A 24,176-nucleotide genomic window follows, 5' to 3' on the forward strand; every position below is an offset into this window, starting at 1 on the left:
GGCGAAGCTTTTTCAATGGCGGTTGGCGGTCATTGCCCGCAAGACGGCTGCACGCCACCTGGCCCCGAAAGATTCGGGTGCTGCCCCGTTGAACGTACGATACCCGTGCTGCCGTCGAACATCACGTCGAAAAATTCCTGAGAATTCCAGCTGTTGCAGAACAGCCACGACCAGGCCAAGGTGTTGCTTCGCGAGTAAAACTCTGTCCATTGCGAGCCCGATGGGCCAAGCACGCGCAGCACCTCGTCCTTGTTCATTCCCGCCCGGACAAGAGCAAAATGCTCGGTGTTCAGCACCTCTTCGAGGCGTTGCAGCTTTCCGTCAGGTCCGACATACGCCATGAAAGTCTGCGTGCCCGCCGGGCCGCGCGGGTAAGCGAGCTGTTCGCTGCCATCGGCATTCTTCCAGACCATTGCCGGCGAGCCCATCGACGCCACGACCTCGGGCAGTGTCGACACGCCCGCTTTCAGATTGCCGCCGTCGTAGCCGGCGCACGCCGAAACAAACAGCGCGGTGAATACTGCCAGCGCGCGTAACCGAACTGAAAAGTGGCTGTCCATCTTGCCTCCATGTTTGCTCAAAGCGACCTTGATTGCCGACCTGCTGGTGGCCCCCGAACACGAAACCCACGGCGGCGGCGGCAAGTATCGCTGACGCTGGCTGGGCTAGTCAATTGGCCGACTTTTTGCCGGCCAGCGCCGGTACAAACGGCGATCGACGGCGATCTCGTCGGCAGGCGAACTTCGGCTGTGGAATAATGCCCAAGGACCGCCGCCCAGAATGGTCGGCCGCTTCGCGAATCTCCCGACACCTCAACGACGATAAGGAAAAAACATGACCAACACAGTGACACTCGGTGGCAACCCGTTTCAAGTCAAGGGCAATCTTCCACAAAAAGGCCAGGTGGCGCCCGCTTTCACGCTCGTCGGCAAGGATCTCGCCGACGTTTCGCTGAGCAGTTTTGCCGGTCAGCGCAAGGTCTTGAACATCTTTCCCAGCGTCGATACGCCGACCTGCGCGACCTCGGTGCGCAAATTCAACGAGCAGGCCAGCGCGCTGAGCAACACCGTGGTCTTGTGTATCTCGGCCGACCTGCCCTTTGCGCTGAGCCGCTTCTGTGGCGCCGAGGGTCTGGATTCGATGCTCACGCTGTCGACCATGCGCGGGCGCGAGTTTCTCGAAGACTATGGCGTCGCGCTGGAGAACGGCCCGCTGGCTGGCCTGGCAGCGCGCGCGGTGGTGGTGCTTGATGGCGACGACCAGGTGCTGTACAGCCAGCTGGTTGCCGAGATCAAGGACGAACCCGACTACGACGCCGCCCTGCGGGCTCTTGCCTGAGGCCAGGGTCTGAGGCAAATCCCGGCGAAGTCGAGCAGCGCTCGCGGCGCGGCCGGCTTCGTCGCTCGGCGGTCGGCTGCGCAGTCGCCGTCGCGCACCGCACCGCGCCGCACTGACTGGAAGCAGGCCAATGGTCGACACGAACAATAGCGAGTTGGTGAAGCAGCGGCAGGGAATCCAGTCGATCGAAGTCGGCGCGCGCTTGTTGCGCGCGCTGGCTGCCAGCAGGCGGTCGATGATGCTGCGCGACGTCGCCCGCAACGCCGGCATGCCGGCCGCCAAGGCTCGTCGTTATCTGGTCAGCTTCATGCGCATGGGGCTGGTCGAGCAGGACGCCAATACCGGCCGCTACGACCTCGGCGAGTTTTCGCTGGAGCTGGGATTGGCAAGCCTGGCGCGGCTCGATCCGGTACGGCTGGCCGGGCCGGTACTCGACGACCTCTGCGAGCACATCGGCGCGACGGTGGCGCTGGCGATGTGGGGCAACCGAGGTGCCACCTGTGTGCGCTGGGTCGAAGCCGGCGGACCGGTGACCGTCACCCTGCGCACCGGCGTCGTTCTGCCGCTGACCTCGTCGGCGACCGGTCTGGCGTTCGCCGCTTTCTATCGCTCGCCCTACCTCAAGAGAATGCTCGACGCCGAGGTACAGGTCAGCGCCGAGGCCAGCGGCTCGACGCCAGCGGCGGTGCTGTCGGCGCTCAACGAGCGCCTGGACGACATTCGCAGGCACGGTATTTCACGTGCTTCGGGTAGCGTTGCGGCCGGCATCAACGGCTTCAGCGCGCCGGTCTTTGGGCATACTGGCCGGATGCTTGCCGCGGTTACCTCTCTGGGGATCATCGGCAGCTTCGACCTGGATTGGGATAGCCCGATGGCGCGCGACACGCGCGAAGCCGCGGCGACGCTCTCACGGCGCCTCGGCCATGGCAGCAGCGACGGCGTTGCTGGCGAGCCGCCGCCGTCGCTAGGCGCTGGCTCGCCGTGACGATGCCTGCCGCTCGTCAATGCCGGCCGCTATGCGGCGCCTGCTGTATCGCGCCGTCGATCAGTACGCCGATGCCCGGCCACGCCAATGGCAAAGCCGCCGCCGAGCCCTGCGCGAACCTCAGCAGCGACCTGCGGTGTCGCTTGTGGGCTCAGGTCGAACGGCCGTCGTGCTGCGCCGGGCTAAAGCCGTCGGACGAGATGTGCGGCGACAACCGCCAGCAGGCACTGGCCTGGTTGTCGGCGCTCGAGCTGGCCAGCCGACCTTGAGTAGCAGGACGAGTTGTGCCAGGGGCAAGCCGCCTCGTTGGTCTGTTCACGCGCCTTCGGCGTTGCCCGCACCGTTACATGGTTGGACCAGGCGCGTGTTGACGCGCCTGAAAGACGACCGAAAGTCCGGCGCAATGTGGTATCTCCTTCTCCGGCAATCGCCTAAAATGCGACTTTTTCCTGAAAGTCGCGCGTGGACCTGCTGCTTCTGCTGAAAGCCCTGATTCTCGGCATCGTCGAAGGCGTCACCGAGTTCTTGCCCGTTTCGTCGACGGGTCACCTGATCCTTGCGGGTGCTCTGCTCGATTTCAACGACGAGCGCGGCAAGCTGTTCGAAATCGTCATCCAGTCGGGCGCCATTCTGGCGGTCTGTTGGGAGTTCCGGGCAAAGATCACACAGGTGCTGCTCGGCCTGCCGAGTGACCGTGGCGCGCAGCGCTTTGCGCTCAATGTGCTGGTCGCTTTTCTGCCGCTGGCGATCATCGGCCTGCTCTTCGGCAAGGCGATCAAGGCTTCGCTGTTCAACCCGCCGGTAGTCGCCACGGCGTTTATCGTCGGTGGCCTGATCATCCTCTGGGCCGAGCGCCGCGAGCATCGCGTCCGCGTCGAGTCGGTCGACGACCTGTCGCTGCTCGACGCCTTCAAGCTCGGCTGCGCGCAGGCGCTGGCGCTGATTCCGGGGACCTCGCGCTCGGGAGCAACGATCATCGGCGGCCTGTTGTTCGGCCTGTCGCGCCGTGCGGCGACCGAGTTTTCCTTTTTCCTGGCGATTCCGACGCTGATCGGTGCGACGATCTACCAGTTGTACAAGGAGCGCGCGTTGCTTTCCATCGACGACCTGGGGATGTGGGTCGTCGGTTTTGTCGCCGCCTTCCTCTCGGCGTTCTGGGCGGTGCGTGCGCTGCTGCGCTATATCAGCACGCACGACTTCTCGATCTTCGCCTGGTACCGCATCGCTTTCGGCATCGGCATCCTGCTGACCTGGCATTACGGACTGGTTTCCTGGAGCGACTGAGATGGCAGACCCCCGCATTATCTATTTGCATGGCTTTTGCTCGTCGCCGGCATCGTGGAAAGCGCGGCTGCTCGGCGAAGCGCTTAACAGCGCTGGCCTGGCCGATCGCTTTGCCTGCCCGGTGCTGCCGCCGGAGCCGCTGACGGCGATTGCCCGCGTCGAAGCGCTGCTGGCCAGCGACGACGCGACGACGACGCTGGTCGGTAGTTCGCTCGGCGGCTATTACGCGACCTGGCTGGCCGAGAAGCACGCGCTGCGAGCCGTGCTGATCAACCCGGCGGTGATGACGCCGAGCATGCTTGGCCGTCTGGTCGGCGCGCACAGCAACTTCCACAGCGGCGAGCCATTCGAGTTCACCGCCGCGCACTTCGAACAACTGCGAACGCTCGCCACGGGGCGCGTGACGCCCGCGCGCTACCTGCTGCTGGCCGAGACCGGCGACGAAGTCCTCGATTACCGTGACGCCGTCGCGCACTACGCCGGCAGCCGCCAGTTGATCATCGAGGGCGGTAATCACAGCTTCACCCGCTTCCCCGAGTTCCTGCCGCAAATCATTGAATTCTGTGGGTTATAATCGTACCGATGCATGTTCTATTTGAAGAAGACGGGGCCTTCCGTACAGCCACCATTCTGACCGACAACGACACCTCGCTGCAGGTCGAGACGGCCTCCGGGAAGCGCAGCAAGATCAAGTCGGCGAACGTCCTCTTGCGCTACAGCGAGCCGTCGCCGGCCGTTCTGCTCGATCAGGCCGAAGCGCTGGCCGGCGGCATCGAGCACGATTTCCTCTGGGAATGCCTGGCTGACGACGAGTTCTCTTTCGCCGATTTTGCCAGCGAGTACTTCGGTCACGTCGCCTCGCCGGTCGAAGCGTCGGCGTTGCTGCTGGCGCTGCACGCGGCGCCCATGTACTTTCATCGCAAAGGCAAGGGCCGCTTTCGCCGCGCCCCGGCCGATATCCTCCAGGCCGCTCTCGCCGGCCTCGAAAAGAAGCGCCAGCAAGCACTGACCATCGCCCGCATGATCGGCGAACTCAAGGCGTCTTCGCTGCCGGCAGAGTTTCGGCCGATCATCGCGCAACTGCTCTACAAGCCCGATCGCAACCGCAGCGAGACCAAGGCGCTCGAAGCGGCGTGTAGCGAAACGGGCCAGTCGGCGCCGCAGTTGCTGCAACAATGCGGCGCCTTCCGCTCGGCATACGATTATCACCTGCAGCGCTTTCTGGTCGACTACTTCCCGCATGGCACCGCTTTCGCGGCGACTGAAACACCGCGGCTGCCAACGGGCCTGCGACGTGCCGACGTGCGCGCTTTTTCAATCGACGACGCGGCGACGACCGAAATCGACGACGCCTTCTCGGTGCAGGCCTTGCCCGGTCTCGGCTGGCAAATCGGCATCCACATTGCGGCGCCGTCGCTGGGCATTGCGCCGGGGTCACCGCTGGACCAGATTGCGCGCCAGCGCCTGTCGACGGTCTACCTGCCGGGCAGCAAGATCACCATGATGCCGGACCGCGTGGTGGACTGCTTCACTCTGAGCAGTGGCCGCGACTGCGCCGCCATCTCGCTGTACCTGACGGTGACCCCCGACTTCGAGATCACGGCTCACGAATCACGTGTCGAAATCGTTCCGATCGTCGCCAACCTGCGCCATCACGACGTCGAACCCTTGTTCAACGAGCGAACGATTGCCGCCGGACTGCCCGAGTTCGCTTTTCGCGACGAGTTGATGACCCTTTGGCAGCTGGCCAATTCCTGCGAAGGGCGGCGCGGTAAACCCTCGGCGATGCAGAGTAATCACGACTACAACTTCAGGATCGACGGCGATCTCGCCAATCCCGAGGCGTGCCGTGTCGACATCAGCGCCCGTCGCCGGGGTAGCCCGCTCGACAAGCTGGTCGCCGAGCTGATGATCGTCGCCAACAGCACCTGGGGTGGTCTGCTGGCCAGCAAGGGGGTGACCGCGATCTACCGCATTCAGTCCGGTGGCAAGGTGCGGATGAGCACTTCGCCGCAGGCGCACGAAGGTCTTGGCGTCAAAGAATACGCGTGGGCGTCGTCGCCGCTACGCCGCTACGTGGACCTGATCAACCAGTGGCAGCTGGTCGCTTTTCTGGACGGTGATACGCCACCCTTTGCCGCGCGCTCGGAGACGCTGTTTGCCGCGCTGCGCGACTTCGAGTTGACCTATGCCGCCTACGCCGAATTCCAGCGCAGCATGGAACGTTACTGGTGCCTGCGTTACCTGCGTCAGCAGGGCGCCGAAACGATCAAGGCGACGATCATCGGTCGTGACAATCTGGCACGGCTGGACGGCCTGCCGCTGGTGCAGCGAGTGCCGTCGGCGCCCGAACTCAAGCCCGGTCAGGAGATCGTGTTGGGCATCGAGTCGATCGATTATCTGACGCTCGAACTCACTTGTCGTTATCTCGAAACGATCGTCCCGACAACGCTCGCTGAAGAGGCCGGCGATGGCTTGCTGGAGGCGATCGATTGAGGTGAACGCCAGCTTGCGTGATCGCTCCCAAGCCCCGCTCGCCGCGCGCAATCTGTGGCTGGCGTTGGCTGTCTCGCTACTGGCGCACGCTTTGCTCCTGTCCCTGCATTTCAGCTTCCCTGATGCCGCGCGCGCCGTCCAGGACCGGGCACTCGAGATCATCCTGGTCAATAGCCGCTCGGCCAGGAAGCCTGCCGAAGCGCAAGCGCTGGCACAAACGAATGTCGACGGCGGTGGCAACACCGAGCAGGAACATATCGCAACGACGCCCTTGCCGTCGGCGCCGATCGAGCACGGTGGCGACGACCTCGAACACTCGCAGCGGCGCGTCCAGGAACTCGAAGCGCGGCAGCAGCGACTGGCCACGCAGGCGCGCAGCCGGACGGTGGTCGCGCCAACGCCCGAAAAGCAAGCGCAGCCGGTGCCTGTGCCCAGTGTCAGCGGCGTCGATCTGGCGTCCAGCGCGCTGGCCATGGCACGCCTCGAAGGCGCGATCGGCAAGGAACTCGACGACTACAACAAGCGACCACGCAAGAAGTTCATTGGCACGCGCGCCGACGAATACCGCTTCGCGCGCTACGTCGAAGAGTGGCGGAGCAAGGTCGAACGCGTCGGCACGCTCAATTACCCCGAGGCGGCCAGGGGCAAGCTTTACGGAACGCTGGTCCTGACGGTGACGCTGAAGAGCGATGGATCGGTGCTCAGCGTTGAAATCAATCGCTCGTCAGGTCACCAGGTCCTCGACGACGCGGCGCGCCGGATCGTCGCCATGGCGGCGCCGTTCGCCGACTTTCCGCCGACGATTCGCAACGATACCGATCTCTTGGTGATTACCCGCAGCTGGCGGTTCACGCAGCGAGACAGTCTCGAAACCAAGGCCCGCTGAAATCATGAGTGACCACTACGCGGTCTTCGGCAATCCGGTTGCGCACAGCAAGTCGCCGGCCATCCATCAGGCTTTCGCTGCCCAGTGCCGGCAGCAGATCAGCTACCAGGCGATCCTCGCACCCAGCGATGGCTTTGCGGCCAGCGTCCGCCGCTTTGTCGCCGCCGGCGGCCGCGGGGCCAACGTCACCGTGCCGTTCAAGGAAGAGGCTTACCTTCTGGCAACGCGCCTGACAAGCCGGGCGGCCGCTGCCGGGGCGGTCAATACGCTGCTTTTCGAAGGCCATGAGGCACTCGGTGACAACACCGACGGCGCCGGCCTGCTGCGTGATCTGACACACAACCTGTCATTCTCGATCGCTGGCCAGCGCGTTTTACTGCTCGGCGCCGGCGGCGCCGCGCGCGGCGTCGTCGCGCCCTTGCTCGAGGCCGCGCCGGCGGCACTGTTCATCGCCAACCGCAGCGCCAAGCGGGCGGACGATCTCGTGCAGCGCTTTGCCGGCCTGGCGGCACTTTCTGAACTCGCTGGCGGCGGCTATCCGGCGCTGGCCGGTCATTCCTTCGATCTGGTGATCAACGCCACGTCGGCCAGCCTGAGCGGCGAACTGCCGCCTTTGCCGGCAGCTGTCGTCGCCTCCGGCGGCCTGGCCTACGACATGATGTACGGCTGCGGTGAGACGCCTTTTCTCGCCTTTGCCCGGCAACACGGCGCGGCACGCCTGGCCGATGGCCTCGGCATGCTGGTCGAACAGGCGGCCGAAGCGTTTCATCTCTGGCGCGGTGTCCGCCCCGACAGCGCGCCGGTGATCGCCATGCTGCGCAGCGCGGCACCGGGCCCAGCGGCGCGACGATGAGCCGCCTCGGCGCCTGGCTGAAGAGGCTGCTTCTCGGTCTGCTGGCGCTGCTGCTGCTCTATCAGTTCTGGCTGTTCGCCTGGGTGTTGTGGTGGAACTGGGTCAATCCCGAGCAAACGCGCTTCATGAGCATTCGTCTCGCCGAGCTGCGGGTCAAGGATCCGCAGGCGCAACTGCAGCACCGCTGGCTTGCTTACCCACTAATCTCGGGACAGCTCAAGCGCGCGGTCATCGCTGCCGAAGACGCCAAGTTCGTCGATCACGAGGGCTTCGACTGGGAAGGCATCCAGAAAGCGATCGAAAAGAACCAGCAAAGAGGACGAATTGTCGCCGGCGGTTCGACGATCTCGCAGCAACTCGCCAAGAATCTCTTTCTGACGCCGGCGAAAACACCGTGGCGCAAGGGTGAGGAGGCGATCATCACGTTGATGCTGGAAACCGTCTGGAGCAAGCAGCGGATCCTCGAGGTGTACCTGAACGTCATCGAATGGGGCAACGGCGTCTTCGGCGCCGAGGCTGCCGCGCGCCACTACTATGGCATTTCGGCGGCACAGCTGTCGGCCGAACAGGCGGCACGGCTGGCCGGCATGGTCCCCAGCCCACGCTTCTATGACCGCAACCGCAATGCCCCCGGGCTGGCCAGGAAGACGGCGATCATTGTGGCGCGGATGCGCTCCGCTGACCTTCCCTGAACCTGAAACGTGCGCCAGCCGCTGTCGTTGGCCGACAGATGGCGACCTTGCGGCGATCCTGGGATACTATCGGCATCTGGTCGATGCCGCGCCGGGTCCTTTCCGGAAATACCTTCAAGGAGTGATCAAACCATGAAGTTTCGCACGCTGTTCCTGCTGTTCATCCTCGGCGCCACAGCCGGTTTTTCAGCGCTCAACTGGGATGCCTTCGTTACCCCGACGACGCTATCGGTAGGGGTGACCGACGTCCAGGCGCCGATCGGCGTAATCATGCTCGGCGTGGTCAGCTTCCTGACGGCGTATTTCCTGGTCTTCGTGATCTACGTTCAGGCCTCGGCGCTGTTCGATTCGCGGCGTCATGCACAGGAGCTACAGGCCAACCGCGAACTCGCCGACAAGGCCGAGGCTTCGCGCTTCACCGAATTGCGCAGCTTTATCACCACCGAACTGCAGCAACTCGCCAGGCAGCGCGAGAACGCGGGTTCGTCGGCGACCGACAATTCGGCGACGCTGGCCAGGCTCGATCGCGTCGAGAAAGAGCTGCTGGGCGCTGTCGAGCAGTCCGCGAGCAACCTCGCCGCCACTCTTGGCACGATCGAGGATCGTCTCGAGCGGACCGAGCGCGCGCTGCTTCCCGCCGCGACGACTCGCTCCTGATCGCTTCAGCGCCGCCTTGGCGGGACAGCATCGACCAGCCAAGGGCGTTCTCGCGCTGCCGCCGACTGCGCTCCTGGCCGCCGTGGCGGCCCCAGCAAACCCCCGCTGGTCGACACCAGGCCACGGCTGAAGCCAGCGAAAAGCACCGCTACACCCGCCGGCGCAGGTCTCGCCGCGCCGATCAGCGCCAGAACTTGCCGCAGAAACCGAGAAAACGGTAGGGCGTGGCGGGGACTCGCGGCGACGCCCCCGCTGCTTCCAGGGTCACGCCGAGGCGAGTCACCCCCGACAAGAGCTTCTCGGAGGGTGCAGCCAGTTCCAGGCGGACGCTCTGACCGCGCGGTAGAGCGCCCAGCGCTATCGGCGTGCCACCATCGGCGGGCAATCCCCAGAGATACAGGACGCTGCCGTCGGGAAAGTCCTCCGGCTGCAGGAGCTTGATGTCGGCGACGCGGCCCTGCCGCAGGCTGCTGACCAGCATGCCGGCGTGGCCCGCTTGATCGGCAAGGACGCCGACGTAGCTGGCGGGCAGTTGCGGCGCGTTCAGCGCCGCCGGCGACGATGGCGACGGCGAGCTTGCCGGCGGCGCGATCATGACGCCCAGCACGAGGCCGCTGGCGAGTCCGGCGAATGCCCAGCCGACGCCCCGCGCCAGACCCGTGCCCGCTCTGCTGTCCGCTCGGCTGCCCACTTCCTCGCGGGCACGCGCGCCACCGAAAAACCTGCGCCAGTCGCTGCCGGGTGTCGGCGGCGCGGCTGCGAAACCCAGGCGCTGCTCGACGCGCGTCCACAGCGCATCGGACGGTGCCTGCGGCGGCAGCGCCAGCGCCAGGGGCGCATAGCGCGCCACCTGCTCGTCCACCCGCTCCTGCAAGGCAGAATCGTGCGCCATCAGACGCTCGAGTCGCGCACGCGCACGCCGGGTCAGCAAGCCCAGGGCGTAGGCCGTGGCCAGATGGCGCCGCAAGGCCGGGTTCTGGTAACGCATGCTCAGTGCTCCATGCAGGTCTGCAAGCGCAGCACACTGCGCCGGATCCAGGCCTTGATCGTGCCCAGCGGCTGCGCCAGCCGCTCGGCCAGCTGACGATGGCTATGGCCGCCATAGTAGGCGAGCAGCAGCACCTGCCGCCGGTCCTCGTCAAGTTCGCCGAGGCAGTGTTTGAGACGCTCGTCCTCGCAGCGCTGCAGCAGTGCCTCTTCGGGCGTCAGGCCGTCACTCGGGGCGTCTTCAACGACGCTGGCGCCCTGCGCATCGCGACGCTCGAGCGGCAAATGGGTCGGCCGGGCACGGGCGATGTCGAGAGCCTTGTTGCGCACCAGCGTAGTCAGCCAGGCCAGTGCCGGAGCACGCTCGGGACGGTAGCGCCCGGCGTGATGCCAGAGCGCCAGATACGCCTCCTGCAGGGCGTCCTCGGCCAGCGAGCGGTCGCCAAGCAGGCGCAGGGCGATCGGAAACAAGCGCGCCGAACTGGCCTCGTACGCCGCCCGCAGAGCCTCACGGTCACCCAGCGCGATGCGGCCGATCAAGCCCTCCAGGGTAAGTGCCTGGCTCACCGACGGGCGGTCTTCTTCAGGCTGACGCTGGCCGTGGCCACCGTTTCGCCGGCTACGCCTTCGAGAATCTGGTGCACGTCGGCGAAGTCGCGGACCGCCTTGAGATCGTGGAAATCGCCCCAGCGCAAGGCCGCCGGAATGTCGTTGTAGATCTCGCGCGCGGTGGCGAAGCAGGCCACCGGCACGCTGTCGCTGTCGCCAGGCAGCAACTTGAAGCCCTGCCTGCCGGGCAAGAGCAGCGGCACGCCCGGATCGACCCGTGGATCGCTGACGAAGCGGTTCGGGAAAATCCGCTGCAACTTGCCTGCCGCCGTCTGCGCGTAGCAGTAGACGTAGGCCGGCGCGCTGGTCAGCACCTTGAACGCGAGGCCACCGTCCGGGCCGTCCGCCGCGGCGGATTGCAGCTCGATCCCGATGCGCGGCGCTGCGGCGGCGGGCGCTGTCGGAGCGCTCCGCGTGGCAGCGCCGAAAGGCTGCGCCGGGAAGGGGCCGGCCAGGAAGCGCGTGAAGAACGCCAGATCGACGTTCGGCGCGCCCCCCATGCCGACTGCGCTGCGGTAGGCGGCAACGGCCTGACGCAAGGCCGGCGTCACCGTGCCGTCGGCCGGTCCGTCGTAAAAGCCGCGATTGCGCAACTGCGCCTGGAAGTACGGCGTCAGCTCACCGGCGCGCTCCATGCCAACGAACCAGTCTTCGATCTCGTTGGCGACTTCCGGATTGTCGACGTCGGCGCCGACGCAACTCCAGTAGGGAAGCTTGAGCAGTCGCCCGAAAAGTTCGACCGACGACAGCTCGACCATGTTGCGCAGCGCCTGCGCGGTGCCGTCGCTACGCTGAAAAGAAGTGCTGAAGTTGATTCCCACCTTGTTGAAGGTCGCTTGCGAGTCGAGCGCGTCGCCCTCCTTGGTGATCGTCGTCAGGTTCTTCGACACCACCCCGGGAACCAGCGCCAGGCGATCGGTATCGGCCATCGCCACATCGAGCCCGAGGACGTTGAACTGACGGCTGGCCGAGGCGCCCAGCCCGAGCAGGTTGGCGAGCGAAACGCCGGAATCGGCCTGACGCTTGACGACGCCTTCGTCGAGTTGCGTGACCGAGCCGCGCAAGCTGAAACGCGGCACGACGGCAAAGGCGCTGCGCTTCTGCGCATTGGCGAGAAAAGCGACGGTGTTGTTGGCGTCCTTGCCGAAAGCGATCACCTCGATGGCCCGGCTTCGACGCGTTTGGTCGGAAAGCGCCGACATCATCATGTCGCGGGTGCCGGCGTTCACTTTCTTCGTCGAGTCGTCGAGGTCCTCGAGAAGCACGCTGACGTCACGCACACCGTAGCCGATGTACAGCTTGTCCATGCAGCGCAATGCCTCCGAGAAGTTGGTGACATTGCGCTGCGGTACCGTATCCGGGGGCTTGACGGCGGTGCGCACATCCTGGCTTTTGGGCGGTAGCGGCGAGCATGCAGTGAGCACGGCAGCAAGCAGGCAGATCGATTTATGGGTCATGGTCGTGGAATGGCCTGGGTTTTTAGCGACAGTTGTTGCCTGCCTGGATGATGTCACCGGTGATGATGACCGTGGTTTCGCGGCGCGCCGAGGTGCCGATTTTCTTGTCGTCCTCGAAGACATTGCCGACGGCAATCGTGCAGCCGTTGTCGAGTCGTGTCAGAGCCGCCGCGCTGCCGGCCCTGGCGCCGGCGCCAGGGCCGTCGCGGTCACCATCACCACGATCGAGCCGGTTACGGGCGCGCTCCGAAGCCTGCGCCGCCTGGTCGCTTTTCGAACGCGCGATGCGCGCATTGATGTCATCGGACAGTTCCGGCGTCCCGGCCAGGCTTGGCAGGACCGGCAGCGCCAGTCCGGCAGCGAACAACAAGGCGAAAAATTTCGGCATGGCCTCTGACTCCCTTTTCTTTCCGGTTCATTGCTGTACGTTCGGGCGCTTACTGCGCACCTTCGACGCCGCCGACCAGCACGCGCTGGCTGCCACCGCTGCCCAGCCGGCTGCTCTGGTTGATCGCCCCGCTGACACGCACATCGGTGGCTATATTGCCGCCGCCCGCATTGCGCACGCTGCCGAGGTTGATGGTCTGCGAAGCGTTGGTCGTGCCGAGCGCGTCCTGCTGGATGCCGGCGTCGACGACGGCCCGGGTAGCAACCGTCGCCGCCGTATTCTCGACGCTGCCGATGGCCACCGTCTGCTCGCTGTTGATCGTGCTGCGCGCCGACTGATCGATCCTGCCGGTCACCACCGCATCGGTGCTCACCGTTCCCGAAGTACGCTCGGCGCTGCCCACGGAAATCGTCTGCCGGGCGCCGCCCTGGGTATCGGCCAGCGACTGCGAGATGGCGTTGGTGGTGCTTGCATTGGTGGTGACGCGACCGCTGCTGCCGACGACGCTGCCGATCAGCACACGCTGCTGGTTAGCGGCGGTGTTGCCGGTGCGCGAGCTGGCCGACTGCGAAATCGCGCCCGATACCTGCGCCTTGGTCGTCGCGCTCTGCGGCGAGCCGCCGCTGACGGTGCCGATGGCGATGCTCTGATCCGCCTGGCTGTTCTGCGTCTGGGTCACCGTGTTGCTGACGGCGCCGCGCGTCGAAATATTGCCGCCCGCGTCGACACCGCTGACGGCGCCGACGGAAAGGTTCTGCCTGCCTGCCGCGCTCCCCTGCCGGGTCTGCGTGACCGCGCCGCCAATCAGCCCGTCGGTGTTCACGTTGCTGGCCTGGGTGGCGGTGATGCTGCCCGCATCGATGGTCTGCGCATTCGCCAGATTGCCCGCGTTGCCACCACTTGACTGCTGGCTGACGCTAGCGCCGACGATCCGGCCGCTGCTCGCTGCCGAGCCGATCTGCGAGTTCTGCACCGCTCCAGCACGAATCTCCTGACTCAGACCGGCGCTGCTCGAGTCATTGACCTGGCTCTGAGTGACGTTGCCCGAGACGACGCCACTGGTCGTGAGCGACCCGACGCGCGAATCCGACAGGCTGCCGGCATCGATTTTTTGCGTCCGCTGCCCGAACGTGGCGCTCTGCGTCTGCACCACATTGGCCTTGACGGTGCCGGAAAGCGTCGCGTTGCCCGCTTGCACGTTCCCGGCCGTGGAGCCGACCCGGACTTCCTGCGCGTCGCTCGCCGTCGAGCGCCCGGAAACGCCGCTCTTGCTCTGCACCAGGCTGCCGGCCAGCGTTCCGTCGGCACTCACCGTTCCCGTCGTCGTGCCGCTGACGCCGCCCACCGAGACATCCTGCCGGCCGCCCGCACTGTCACTGGCCTGATCAACGCTGCCGACCAGCGAGCCACGAGTGGTCAGATCATTGGCGCCGACAGATGTCGGCGGCTGCCCGCCAAGCGTATCGGCCGGCGCCGCGGACTTCTCGGCCGCCACCAGGGTATTGGAAGTGCCGTCCTTGACCGGCGCGATCTGCGCCAGCAAGGGGCTCGACGCGAGACTCAAGACGGCAGCCAGAATCTTCAAGCGGACTGGTTTCATGGTCATCTTCCTATCGGTTGAGGGTTACCAGAGCACAAGACTTTGCGCCGCTTGTAGTGGTTTCGTATTCAATCGCGGTTTGGATGCAGTCAGCGTGAAAATATTCTCGTGCACGCATGCATGGCTGCTGCGCTCTCGATACCTCGTGGGCAAGTCGAATATTCGAGGCGGCTACTGCTGGCCGCGCGGCTGGAAAAGGCCGCGACCCTCGCCGGCCGGCCACGCCAGTCAAAAAAGGCTCATCCGCCGCGTAAAAGCAGCGCTCGAAGCGTGGGTCTTCTGCGCTGCAGATAGTAGCCGCAACGCGCCCTACGGCATACATCAGGCGCATGTATTCTGCGGCCCTGTGCGGAACTATCAGCTCACCCCTCGACGCTCACGAAACCTGACCCTTTTTCGCTCACTAGAACGGATCCAGGAGATGCGCAGGAGTCGGCCATCTGCGCGATGCCGGCTATGATCGAATGAGGTTTTGTGGCGGCGCGGCGGCGCGGCGACACGCTCCGTCCGCCGGGGATTTTTTGACGGCAAATGGATGCGCTTGACGCGTGCGGCAGGAAGGCCTCGGAGCTGGGTCAAGGGCAGGCTGCGGTTTTTTGCAGCCTGGCGAAGCCTCCCTTGACGCAGCGGAGGGGCGCGAGACTGAGGGGTGGCAGTAAGCGCGGCAGTATCGGGCTTACTGCCCTGGAGACGGGTGTTTGCGTGGATCGAATTCGCGCCGATCGCCGTTTCAGCTACTGATTATGGTGACCCTCCCGGCGGCGGTCAGGGCGCGAGCGGGCGAGCAGCTCAGCCGCCGGCGAGCGATCCAGTGCACACGCCGCCGCGCCTTCAGGATGCCGCGGACTCGTTCGTTGGGGCGATGCTCCTCGACGCCGAGCGTTTAGCCGCCGCTACCGAGGCCGCCGCCGTGATCGTCGGGGCGCTTCCTGGCTCGCTGCGCAGAGAAGGTCCGCTCAAGCGCAGGATGATGCAGCGGTGCTGCAGTCGGTCGAGCAGCGCATCGACGAGCGGCTTCCTCTGAAACAGCTCGTACCAGTCGGGCAGATCGAGATTCGTCGTGATCAGCGTTGACAGCCCCAGGCTATAGCGCTGATCCATCAGGCGGAAGAAGGCGTTGACCTGTTCCGGTTTCAGATTGAGGTAGCCCAGCTCATCGATGGCGATCAGTGGCATGCGGCACAACTGGTTGAGCAGCGCCACCGTCGAACGATCGGCAAGCGAGGCATACAAAGCGTCGAGCAAAGCCTGCGCGGTGTAGAAGCGCGCGCGATAACCGTTCAGACACGCCTCGCGAAGCAATCCCACCGCGATCCCGGACTTGCCGGTTCCCGGCGGACCGATCAACAACACGTTCTCGCCCCGGCGCAGGAATTCCAGTCCGGCCAGCGTCATCACCTGCGTCTTGTTCACGCTCGGCTGCCGCGCAAAAGGAAACGACTGCAAGGTCCACGGCCAAGGCAAATGCGCCTGACTGAGACGATAAGCCAGACTCTTCTCACGTCGGGCCGCGTCTTCCGCGCCGAGTAGACGGAAGAGCACCTCCGGAACCGGCGTCCCCTGGCGCTCGGCCAAATCGAGCTCCTCATCGAGCACCGCCGCCATCCCCGACCAGCGCATCTGCCCAAGCAAAGCCTTCAGACGCTCACGCATCATCACCTCCATCGTCGAGATTGAAGAACTCCCCCGCCACCTGCTGCAGGATCATGTGCTCCAGGCGACCCATGTCGAACAGACCGAACTGCAGCGCCTGGGCCACGGCCGCCAGCAAAGGCTCCTGCGGATAGGTCCGCTTGAAGTCCAGCAAGCGGCGCAGCGGTCGCACCCCCCGGCCATGCGCCTGCCGGACCAGCGCGGCGACATACGCATCGAGCAGCGGGTCGTGCCCCTGCAACAATGTCGCCTCGCGCGGCGGCGTGCGCGGCCGCGGCTGCGGGGTCGGGTGATGCCCGGGGAGCTTCTGCTTCGTATCGCGCACGCCAAGCAGGCGGGCATGCACGGCGAGCAGTTGCTCACCCCGGCAGACCCTGACCTCGGTGGCATACAGATAGACGCTCAGCGCCTTGCCCACCCAGCGTTCGGGTACCGAATAGCGATTCGTCTCAAGCGACACGAAACCCTGCAGATCGACCACCCGCTCGACGACCTGATAGACCGGCGGCAGCACCGCCGGCAGCGGCTGCAGGCAAGGCCTCTCGACGGCGTAGGCGGCGCTTGGCGCCACCCCCAGAGCGCGCTTCGGTTTGGCATTGGCGACGTTCTCGCACCAGGCCAGCACCTGCGCGTTCAGGTCGGCGAAATCGCGAAACGTCCGGCCGGCCAGGAAATTGCCTTCGATCCAGGAAAAAGGTCTTTCAATCCTCCCCTTGCGATCGGGTTTGTTCACCGCGTGCGCGCGGAAAGCGAAGCCCAGCGTACGTGCCAGGGCGACCATCTCGGGCGCAAACACGGCCTCGTCGCCGGCCCCGGCGACGACGATCACGCTGGTATTGTCGATGACGCAGGTCGGGCAGCTGCCGGCCATGAAACGGACGGCTTCGAGCAGGAACTGCTTGGCTTCGAAACGCGTGAAACGCGGAAAGTACTGAACGAAGAGCCGCCGCGAATACGCCAGGATCAGTGAGGCGCATTGCGCCGTCAGCGGCTTGCCGGCCAGGATCACGCGATGTGGCGAGGTATCGTGTTGCATCTCCTGACCAGGGGCGAAGTAATATTCGCCGGCGCGTTTCGGCGGCGTGCGCAGATCGGCATCGCGGATCCAGCGGGTCAGCGTGCTGTAGCCCGGACGAAGGTCCAGCTCCGCGGCCAGCATCTCCTGGATCCGCACCCCATTGCCGCGCGCGCGCTCGAAGGCCGAGACCAGCCAAAGCCGAACCGGCGCTGGGCACGCGACAGGCGCCGGGCACGCGGCTGGCCGAGCGCCCTCTGCGGTATCGGGCGGGGAAGCCGCCGGATACCGCAGGATACGGCGAACGGTGTTACGCGAGAGCTTCAAGAGCCGGCTGATCTCGCGCAGCGCCAGACCTTGCTGATGCAATGTCAGCACGGCTTGATGAATTTCGGGCGATTTCATCGGGGCATACCTTCCTCAGGTGGCACTGAAGAGACGCCAGCGCCAATTGCAAAGCGCCGACCGCGGTGGTGACGGCGGGCGGCAGCTCCGCTGGCGAGGGCGCCAGGGCGAACAACCGCCGAGCCAGACGGGCGCCCACCGCGTCGAGAATGCGGATGTCGGCCAGGACTTCGCCTTCCGGACCCTCGCGCAGGCTCTCGGCGCTCTTCTCGTCGGCTTTGGCGGTCAGCGAATTGAGCAACAGCTGTGGGGCCTCGACCATCCGCTCGCGCACCGTCCGGGAAGCGCCTTGATACTGCGCGAACCAGGTCGCCAGCTGGCGGGTCGTCAGCGGCGTCGTGTGCAAACTCTCCAGTAGCTGTTCGGCGTGGGCGCTGTTGGCGCGCGCCAACGGGCCGAGAATCCGCACCGCCGCCCAGGTCGAGACCTTTCCCTGGCGTACCGCCGTCAACACCGCATCCGAGAGGACCGTCACGAGTTGCAGGCGGCGACTGACCCAGCTCACGTCGCGGCCGCAGCGGCGGGCGATTTCATGCTGGCTCAGGGGGCCGCTGGCGATCAGTTCGCGCAGCAGCAGCGCTTCTTCGATCGGCGCAAACGCGCGGCTGCGGGTTCGTGCCAACACGCCCAGCAGGCCTTGCACCGGATCGCCGTCCCAGCATTCGACCTCGGCCGTATCCCGGCCGAGTTGCCGCAACGCGGCGACGCGTCGATAGCCGTCGAGCAGGATCGCCGAGTTGCCCTCGCCGGCGACCGCGATGCACGGGACGAGCTGGCCATTGACCGCGATCGATTGGGCCAGACGCGTGATCGCCGCCGTATCCAGCACGCGAAGATCGGCGTAGCGCAACTCCAGGCGGTGCAAATCCAGAGTCTGAGCCGTAGCGGCCGTGTGATCCATGCGCTTGACCTCCTATGGCATCCAGCCTAGCGAGGCGACCGCCGCAAGGCGATCGAGTCCTCTCTTTGCAAGCCGCGGCAGGGGCCTCAGGGCGAGGCGCAAGCGGCTGAAATAACGGTGATTTCAACCATCCACGCGTTCTTCTTTGCAAGCGACGCGTCCACTACCCGCGATAGGCGATAAGTGCCTGAGGAAAAGCCTGTTTCAGCCATTGACGCGTCCATCTTTGCAACGCCGGCCGGGGCGGGCGCGCGTTCCCGCTGCCGAGCCCGATTGCGTGCGACGTACTCCGGATGCTGCTCTCGATACGCCCGCCAGTAGTCGGGGTGACGCTCCGCCCAGGCCTTCTGCGCACGCTTCTGGTTATCGCGATAGTCGGGATCGTTCTGGCGCTTGGCCGCCTGCCAACGCCGTCGCCGTTCGCGCTGGCAGGCGGCGGCCGAACAGAAGCATTGGTCGGGGTTCTGCGGACGCGGCCGGAACGGCTGGTGACACGCCTCGCACTGTCGGAATTCCATGACGGTTTCTCCCCACACGACGTCGTGCGGGAAGAATGGGCCCGTGCCGGGCTTCCTGTCGCGGAGCCGGAGAGCTGGCGAGGCTTGATCGCAACCTGGCGGCGGGCGGACTCGGCGAACGCGACGAGCTTGGCGAAGGGGCTTGACCGCGCAATCAGAAGGTCGGGCAGCCGGAGCGACGCGCGCTGCCGCGTTGCCAACGGGCGATGCCTGCCGAACCAAGCTTGGGGAGTTACGAAGTTCGCTTTCCGGGAACCACTACGGGCCTCAACACGGGCTCAATGGGTCACGCTTGATGGGTCAGCTTTGGTGAGCAAAGGCGGGTCAGTTCCGGGGAGCGTCAAGGGCTCACCGCAAGTCCAGCCAGCCGCTTGCTCGTCACGCGGTTTGTCGTGATCCCATACCGCCCATCGTGCAAATACAGGCACGGCTTTCGGTGAGAGCCTGAAGATCGCTGCACGCAGAGCTTCAATTGCCGTGCGACCCATACCCAGTTCGTCAGCAAAGGAGTATGCCAGCTCGAAGCCGGCCAATGCAGCGGCGAGCGCTTCCATGTGCTGGGCGAGTTGGTTGAGAAAAATGGTCGTGCCCCTCATCGCGTCCGCTGGTTCGCGGAGATCCTCCGCTTGGGCAGCCTTGAGGCTGCCCAAGCGCTATTCGCCAATTCAGATATCTATTCTTGTGGATACAAACCGCGCCACTTCAGATAGGCAGTCCGGGCTCGACGGCGGCTCTCGTCGATAACTCGCTGACGAGCGGGCATTCCCGGCTGCCCTTCAAGGGAAAGCGTCCCGCTCGGCGAGAGTTGCCGGGCGCCACGGTCTACGCACGACACGCGGCACCCACCCACAGCGTCATTGCGAGTAGGCAAAGCCGACGTGGCAATCCAGAGGTTTTACTCTTCGCGTGGTCGATGCGGCGGAAGATAGCAAGACGATGGAACTGGATTGCCGCGTCGGCTGCGCCTCCTCGCAATGACGAGTGGCTGGCGTGTTGCCGCCTTCCCGACGAGACTTTCAGCAAGCCCGACAGCAGCGCGCAACCCCTGCGGTGGCTGGGATGTATATGTTCCATACTGCGTGCAACGCCACGCTCGACTGCCGCTGGCGCCAAACCGGCTGCTGACGAAGCCGTGCGCCGCCGGTGGTAATATCCGGCCATCTCCACTGCATAGATGTGACTTCCTTTCGGCCACTCTCCAACAATGACTTCCAGCCCGCGTCCGCTTTCGGTGTTCCTCTGCCACAGTTCGCAGGACAAGGCTTTCGTCAGGGACCTGTACGGGAAGCTGCAGCGCGACGGCGTGGCGCCCTGGCTCGACGAGGAAGATCTTCTCCCCGGCCAGCATTGGGACCGGGAAATCCGCCGTGCCGTGCGTGCCAGCGACCTGGTCCTGGTCTGCCTTTCGAAGGGCTCGGTAAGCAAGGCTGGCTATTTGCAGAAAGAGATCAAGTTTGTTCTCGACGTCGCGGCGGAGCAGCCCGACGGTAGCATCTTCCTTGTCCCCGCGCGCATCGAGGAGGGCGTTCAGATCAGCTACGTGGCCGAGGAACTGGGTCGCAAGCACTGGGTTGACCTCTTCCACGAAGCCGGTTACCAGCGGTTGCAGAACGCTTTGCAGGCGCGCGCCCGGGAATGCGGCGCCAGTTTCGGTAGCACGACACCAGCGACGCCGGCGAGCCCTGCCAGCGCCGGCTCGTCCCTGGCGATCGAACGGCCGGCATGGGCCAGCGGCGCTGGTAAGGACGCGTATGGCCAGTTTGCCGAGATCGAGGTCGCCAACATCGTCCAGCGCTTCCGCTGGATTATGCCTGGGCGTTTCCTGATGGGTTCGCCGGCCGGCGAGGCTGAGCGTTCGGAAAACGAGCTGCAGCACGAAGTCATGCTAAGTCGAGGATTCTGGCTGGCAGACACCGCCTGCACCCAGGCGCTCTGGCAAGTCGTGACCGGCAATAACCCAAGTCGCTTAAAGGACGATCCGAAGCTGCCGGTAGAGAACGTCAGTTGGAACGACGTGCAGGCCTTCCTCGCCGAGCTGAATCGCCACGTGCCGGGCCTGCAGGCGCGGCTGCCGAGCGAGGCCGAGTGGGAGTACGCGTGTCGGGCCGGGACGACGACGGCTTTCTCCTTCGGCGAAAACATCACGCCGGAACAGGTGAATTACGACGGCAACTACCCCTACGCCGATGGCCGCATGGGCTTGTACCGCGGGTGCTCCGTGCCGATCACTAGCATGCCGGCGAACGCCTGGGGTCTCCACGAAATGCACGGCAATGTCTTGGAATGGTGCGCCGACCCGTACGGCGATTACCCGACCGCAGCGCAGGTCGATCCAAGCGGCCCGCAGGCCGGCGACAACCGCGTCTTGCGCGGCGGTTCGTCGAGTGACGACGGCAGTTTCGTGCGTTGTGCCTACCGGAGCTGGGAGGGGCCTGACCTCTGTGACCGGATCTTCGGCTTCCGGTTCGCCCTCGGTCACCCGGGGCCGGCGGAGCCGGCCTGAGCGGAGCGGCTGGCCGTATAGCCGTCCGGGACGGACAACGGTCGGCGAGCCGCGCTCAAGGCTGAGGGCGACATTCCGCTGGTTTTTGACTCGTTGCCAAACCCGTCCGACCAGACGTTCCACGCACTCCCCGGCATCGGCCAGCTGGCCAGCGTCGGTTTGCTGCGGCGCAACAAGTCGGCTAGAATCGCCCCCCGGCCCGGCTCCGGCACGACGCATCAGGGGCCTTCGCGCTTTTCTTGCCGCACGCAGGCGGCGTCCGCGCTGTGCATTGGCCGCATTCAGCACTCACCACACTCACCATTCACCGCCCTGAGCGCGTCCACGAGCCGGCAAAGGCCGGGCCATGACTGGCACCAGCAAGGCAACAGGAAAACAATGAAAACCTTACATCAGGACTGGCTCGCCAACGTCCGCAACGATCTGCTCGCCGGCCTGGTGGTCGCGCTGGCGCTGATTCCGGAAGCGATAGCCTTCTCGATCATCGCCGGCGTAGACCCCCGGGTTGGGCTGTACGCGTCCTTCTGCATCGCCACCGTGATGGCCTTCGCTGGCGGTCGCCCGGGCATGATTTCTGCGGCCACGGGCGCCATGGCGCTGCTGATGGTGACGCTGGTCAAGGACTATGGCCTGCAATACCTGCTCGCCGCGACGATCCTCACCGGCGCGCTGCAGATCGTCGCCGGCTGGCTCAAACTCGGCGCGCTGATGCGTTTTGTTTCGCGCTCGGTGATCACCGGCTTCGTCAATGCGCTGGCGATCCTGATCTTCATGGCGCAGGTGCCGGAACTGGTCGGCGTCAGCTGGGTCGTCTATGCGCTGGTCGCTGGCGGCCTGGCGATCATCTACCTGTTTCCGTATATCAGCAAAGCGGTGCCATCGCCGCTGGTGGCGATTGTCGTGCTCACCGCGCTAGCGCTGGGCCTCGGCCTCGACATCCGCACGGTCGGCGACATGGGCGACTTGCCCGACAGCCTGCCGATATTCCTGCTGCCGGAGGTGCCGCTGAATTTTGAAACACTGCGCATCATCTTCCCGGTATCGGCGACGCTGGCGGTGGTCGGCCTGCTCGAATCGATGATGACCGCATCGATCGTCGACGAACTCACCGACACCGGCAGCGACAAGAATCGCGAATGCGTCGGCCAGGGCGTCGCCAATATTGCCTGTGGCTTCCTCGGCGGCATGGCCGGTTGCGCGATGATCGGCCAGTCGGTGATCAACGTGAAGTCGGGCGGGCGCGGCCGCCTTTCCACCCTGGCCGCGGGCGTCTTCCTGCTGCTGATGGTGGTTTTCGCCGGTGACTGGGTGGCGCGCATCCCGATGGCCGCCCTGGTCGCGGTGATGATCATGGTCTCGATCGGCACTTTCAACTGGGCGTCGGTGCGCAATCTGCGCGAGCACCCGAAAAGCTCCAGCGTGGTGATGCTGGCGACGGTGGTGATGGTCGTCGCCACGCATGATCTGGCCAAGGGGGTGCTGGTTGGCGTGCTCCTGTCCGGGTTCTTCTTCGCGCACAAGGTCGGCAAGATTCTGCACATCGGCTCGATGTCCGAGGACGAGGGACGCGTGCGCACCTACAAGGTGACCGGGCAGGTGTTCTTCGCCTCGTCCGAGCGCTTCGTGAACGCCTTCGACTTCCGGGAAGTGATCGAGAAGGTGCGCATCGACGTCAGCCGCGCCCACTTCTGGGACATCACGGCGATCAGCGCGCTCGACAAGGTGGTCGTCAAATTCCGCCGCGAAGCGACTGAAGTCGAAGTGATCGGTCTCAATGAAGCCAGCAGCACGATGGTCGACCGTTTCGCGGAGCACGACAAACCGGATGCCGTCGAACAACTGATGGGCCACTGAGAGGAGTGCCGAAATGAACAGCAACAGCCAAGACAAGGTGATGGCCTGCGTCGATCAATCGCACTTTTCCGAACATGTGGCCGACTACGCGGCCTGGGTCGCCCGCCGCCTGGCGGCGCCGCTGGAGTTCCTGCACGTCATCGACCACCATCCCGAGATCGGCTCGGGTGACGACCACAGCGGCGCAATCGGTGTCGATGCTCAGGAAAAGCTCCTCAGCCGACTCTCCAGCGAGGATGAACTACGTACCAAGGCGGCTCGCGAACAGGGCCGCATTTTCCTCGATCGCCTGCGCCAGCGCGCCATCGCCGCCGGTAGCCTCTCGGTCGACGTCCGCCAACGTCACGGCGAACTGGCGGAGACGCTGGCCGAACAGGAGGCTGGTGTCTGCCTGGTCATCCTCGGTCGCCGCGGCGAAGCGGCCGCACACGGCCAGCGCGATAGTGGCCGCACTATCGGCCGCAATGTCGAACACGTCGTGCGCGCACTGCACAAACCGATCCTCACCGTCACCGCCGACTTCAAGCAACCGCAACGCGTGATGATCGCCTTCGACGGCGGTATCGTCACCCGCCGCGGCGTCGAAATGATTGCCGCCAGTCCGCTTTTCCGTGGCCTGCCGGTACACCTGCTGATGTCCGGAAAGGAAAGCCAGGAGGCCTGCCGACAACTCGAATGGGCCACCACCACCCTGGCCGCGGCAGGTTTTGTCGCGCCAGCGTCCTTGATTCCAGGCGACGCGGAAAGTGTCATTGCCAGAACGGTTCGCGAGCAGTCGATTGATCTACTGATCATGGGCGCCTACTCGCATTCGCCGCTGCGCAGCCTGTTTTTTGGCAGCAAAACCTCTGATCTGCTCCGCTCGGCCACTATCCCGACCTTGTTGCTTCGCTGACGCTCAGGGGGTCCTCCCCAGCCGCTGGCGCATGCCTCTGGATTGCTTCACCGCGCACCCGATGACGACCCGTCGCCCGCACATGCCAACGTCACTGCAAGGAGCGTAGCGACGCGGCAGTCCAGTAGTTCGCGCAATATTGACCGTCGCCGGCCCGTTTGTGTTCGCGCGCGGGCTTTTCCAGGCCGCGTCTCTCGACA

Annotated in this window: 24 protein-coding genes; 13 read left to right on the forward strand and 11 right to left on the reverse strand. The window is 65.2% G+C overall.

Translation table 11 applies throughout. The annotated features are described in order from the left end of the window. Nucleotides 1–29: 29 nt before the first annotated feature. Entirely contained in the window at nucleotides 30–560 is a 531-nt protein-coding gene (locus QZ656_RS12455) for a hypothetical protein (protein WP_291993685.1), read from the reverse strand. A gap of 274 nt (nucleotides 561–834) precedes the next feature. Here QZ656_RS12455 and tpx point away from each other — a divergent pair, with 274 nt between their 5' ends. The 10 genes from tpx (at nucleotide 835) to QZ656_RS12505 (ending at nucleotide 9,191) form a co-directional block, all read left to right on the forward strand. Further along, the gene (gene tpx / locus QZ656_RS12460; RefSeq protein ID WP_291993686.1) at nucleotides 835–1,338 is read left to right on the forward strand and encodes a thiol peroxidase; all 504 of its coding nucleotides are present in this window, start codon (nucleotides 835–837) and stop codon (nucleotides 1,336–1,338) included. A 130-nt stretch (nucleotides 1,339–1,468) separates the two neighbouring features. Next, entirely contained in the window at nucleotides 1,469–2,323 is an 855-nt protein-coding gene (locus QZ656_RS12465; protein WP_291993687.1) for an IclR family transcriptional regulator, read from the forward strand. Between the two features lie 2 nt (nucleotides 2,324–2,325). After that, on the forward strand, nucleotides 2,326–2,592 hold the full coding sequence (locus tag QZ656_RS12470) for a YkgJ family cysteine cluster protein (RefSeq protein ID WP_291993688.1): 267 nt from the start codon (nucleotides 2,326–2,328) through the stop codon (nucleotides 2,590–2,592). A 193-nt stretch (nucleotides 2,593–2,785) separates the two neighbouring features. Then, complete coding sequence (locus tag QZ656_RS12475; protein WP_291993689.1) at nucleotides 2,786–3,607, forward strand: undecaprenyl-diphosphate phosphatase; 822 nt, start codon at nucleotides 2,786–2,788, stop codon at nucleotides 3,605–3,607. 1 nt (nucleotide 3,608) lies between these two features. Next, a complete protein-coding gene (locus tag QZ656_RS12480; protein ID WP_291993690.1) occupies nucleotides 3,609–4,181 on the forward strand; it encodes a YqiA/YcfP family alpha/beta fold hydrolase in 573 nt (190 codons plus the stop codon). Nucleotides 4,182–4,189: 8 nt separating this feature from the next. Beyond that, the gene (locus QZ656_RS12485; RefSeq protein WP_291993691.1) at nucleotides 4,190–6,103 is read left to right on the forward strand and encodes an RNB domain-containing ribonuclease; all 1,914 of its coding nucleotides are present in this window, start codon (nucleotides 4,190–4,192) and stop codon (nucleotides 6,101–6,103) included. 13 nt (nucleotides 6,104–6,116) lie between these two features. Beyond that, a complete protein-coding gene (locus QZ656_RS12490) occupies nucleotides 6,117–6,989 on the forward strand; it encodes a TonB family protein (protein ID WP_291993692.1) in 873 nt (290 codons plus the stop codon). A 4-nt stretch (nucleotides 6,990–6,993) separates the two neighbouring features. Then, the gene (aroE, locus tag QZ656_RS12495) at nucleotides 6,994–7,842 is read left to right on the forward strand and encodes a shikimate dehydrogenase (protein ID WP_291993693.1); all 849 of its coding nucleotides are present in this window, start codon (nucleotides 6,994–6,996) and stop codon (nucleotides 7,840–7,842) included. Then, nucleotides 7,839–8,534 carry a monofunctional biosynthetic peptidoglycan transglycosylase gene (gene mtgA / locus QZ656_RS12500; protein ID WP_291993694.1) on the forward strand — a complete coding sequence of 232 codons (696 nt, stop codon included), beginning with the start codon at nucleotides 7,839–7,841 and terminating at the stop codon, nucleotides 8,532–8,534. Before aroE ends, mtgA begins: the two co-directional genes overlap by 4 nt. 132 nt (nucleotides 8,535–8,666) lie before the next feature. Next, on the forward strand, nucleotides 8,667–9,191 hold the full coding sequence (locus QZ656_RS12505; protein ID WP_291993695.1) for a LapA family protein: 525 nt from the start codon (nucleotides 8,667–8,669) through the stop codon (nucleotides 9,189–9,191). A 181-nt stretch (nucleotides 9,192–9,372) separates the two neighbouring features. On the opposite strand, the gene QZ656_RS12510 is transcribed toward QZ656_RS12505, so the two are convergent. The 10 genes from QZ656_RS12510 to QZ656_RS12555 all read right to left on the reverse strand — a co-directional run bounded on the left by QZ656_RS12510 (nucleotide 9,373) and on the right by QZ656_RS12555 (nucleotide 19,374). After that, nucleotides 9,373–10,179, reverse strand: coding sequence for an anti-sigma factor (locus QZ656_RS12510; protein ID WP_291993696.1), 807 nt, complete (start codon nucleotides 10,177–10,179; stop codon nucleotides 9,373–9,375). A 2-nt stretch (nucleotides 10,180–10,181) separates the two neighbouring features. Next, entirely contained in the window at nucleotides 10,182–10,745 is a 564-nt protein-coding gene (locus QZ656_RS12515) for a sigma-70 family RNA polymerase sigma factor (protein WP_291993697.1), read from the reverse strand. After that, nucleotides 10,742–12,244 carry a DUF4384 domain-containing protein gene (locus QZ656_RS12520; protein WP_291993698.1) on the reverse strand — a complete coding sequence of 501 codons (1,503 nt, stop codon included), beginning with the start codon at nucleotides 12,242–12,244 and terminating at the stop codon, nucleotides 10,742–10,744. The genes QZ656_RS12515 and QZ656_RS12520 overlap by 4 nt, the downstream gene beginning before the upstream one ends. 22 nt (nucleotides 12,245–12,266) lie before the next feature. After that, nucleotides 12,267–12,632, reverse strand: a complete 366-nt coding sequence (locus QZ656_RS12525; RefSeq protein ID WP_291993699.1) for a hypothetical protein — start codon at nucleotides 12,630–12,632, stop codon at nucleotides 12,267–12,269. A 49-nt stretch (nucleotides 12,633–12,681) separates the two neighbouring features. Beyond that, a complete protein-coding gene (locus tag QZ656_RS12530; RefSeq protein ID WP_291993700.1) occupies nucleotides 12,682–14,232 on the reverse strand; it encodes a hypothetical protein in 1,551 nt (516 codons plus the stop codon). 831 nt (nucleotides 14,233–15,063) lie between these two features. Further along, nucleotides 15,064–15,885, reverse strand: a complete 822-nt coding sequence (gene istB, locus QZ656_RS12535) for an IS21-like element helper ATPase IstB (RefSeq protein WP_291993701.1) — start codon at nucleotides 15,883–15,885, stop codon at nucleotides 15,064–15,066. Beyond that, nucleotides 15,878–17,305 carry an IS21 family transposase gene (gene istA, locus QZ656_RS12540; RefSeq protein WP_291993702.1) on the reverse strand — a complete coding sequence of 476 codons (1,428 nt, stop codon included), beginning with the start codon at nucleotides 17,303–17,305 and terminating at the stop codon, nucleotides 15,878–15,880. The genes istB and istA overlap by 8 nt, the downstream gene beginning before the upstream one ends. After that, on the reverse strand, nucleotides 17,211–18,206 hold the full coding sequence (locus QZ656_RS12545; protein WP_291993033.1) for a ParB/RepB/Spo0J family partition protein: 996 nt from the start codon (nucleotides 18,204–18,206) through the stop codon (nucleotides 17,211–17,213). Before QZ656_RS12545 ends, istA begins: the two co-directional genes overlap by 95 nt. An 86-nt stretch (nucleotides 18,207–18,292) precedes the next feature. Further along, on the reverse strand, nucleotides 18,293–18,724 hold the full coding sequence (locus QZ656_RS12550; protein WP_291993034.1) for a hypothetical protein: 432 nt from the start codon (nucleotides 18,722–18,724) through the stop codon (nucleotides 18,293–18,295). Nucleotides 18,725–19,002: 278 nt separating this feature from the next. Further along, nucleotides 19,003–19,374 carry a hypothetical protein gene (locus tag QZ656_RS12555; protein ID WP_291993703.1) on the reverse strand — a complete coding sequence of 124 codons (372 nt, stop codon included), beginning with the start codon at nucleotides 19,372–19,374 and terminating at the stop codon, nucleotides 19,003–19,005. Nucleotides 19,375–19,928: 554 nt separating this feature from the next. On the opposite strand from QZ656_RS12555, the gene QZ656_RS12560 reads away from it, so the two are divergent. The 3 genes from QZ656_RS12560 (at nucleotide 19,929) to QZ656_RS12570 (ending at nucleotide 23,976) form a co-directional block, all read left to right on the forward strand. Next, nucleotides 19,929–21,227, forward strand: a complete 1,299-nt coding sequence (locus QZ656_RS12560; RefSeq protein WP_291993704.1) for an SUMF1/EgtB/PvdO family nonheme iron enzyme — start codon at nucleotides 19,929–19,931, stop codon at nucleotides 21,225–21,227. A gap of 378 nt (nucleotides 21,228–21,605) precedes the next feature. After that, nucleotides 21,606–23,081, forward strand: a complete 1,476-nt coding sequence (locus QZ656_RS12565) for a SulP family inorganic anion transporter (RefSeq protein WP_291993705.1) — start codon at nucleotides 21,606–21,608, stop codon at nucleotides 23,079–23,081. Between the two features lie 13 nt (nucleotides 23,082–23,094). Further along, nucleotides 23,095–23,976, forward strand: coding sequence for a universal stress protein (locus QZ656_RS12570; RefSeq protein ID WP_291993706.1), 882 nt, complete (start codon nucleotides 23,095–23,097; stop codon nucleotides 23,974–23,976). Nucleotides 23,977–24,176: the final 200 nt, after the last annotated feature.

The sequence above is a fragment of the Candidatus Accumulibacter sp. ACC003 genome, assembly GCF_907163085.1.
GTDB lineage: Bacteria > Pseudomonadota > Gammaproteobacteria > Burkholderiales > Rhodocyclaceae > Accumulibacter.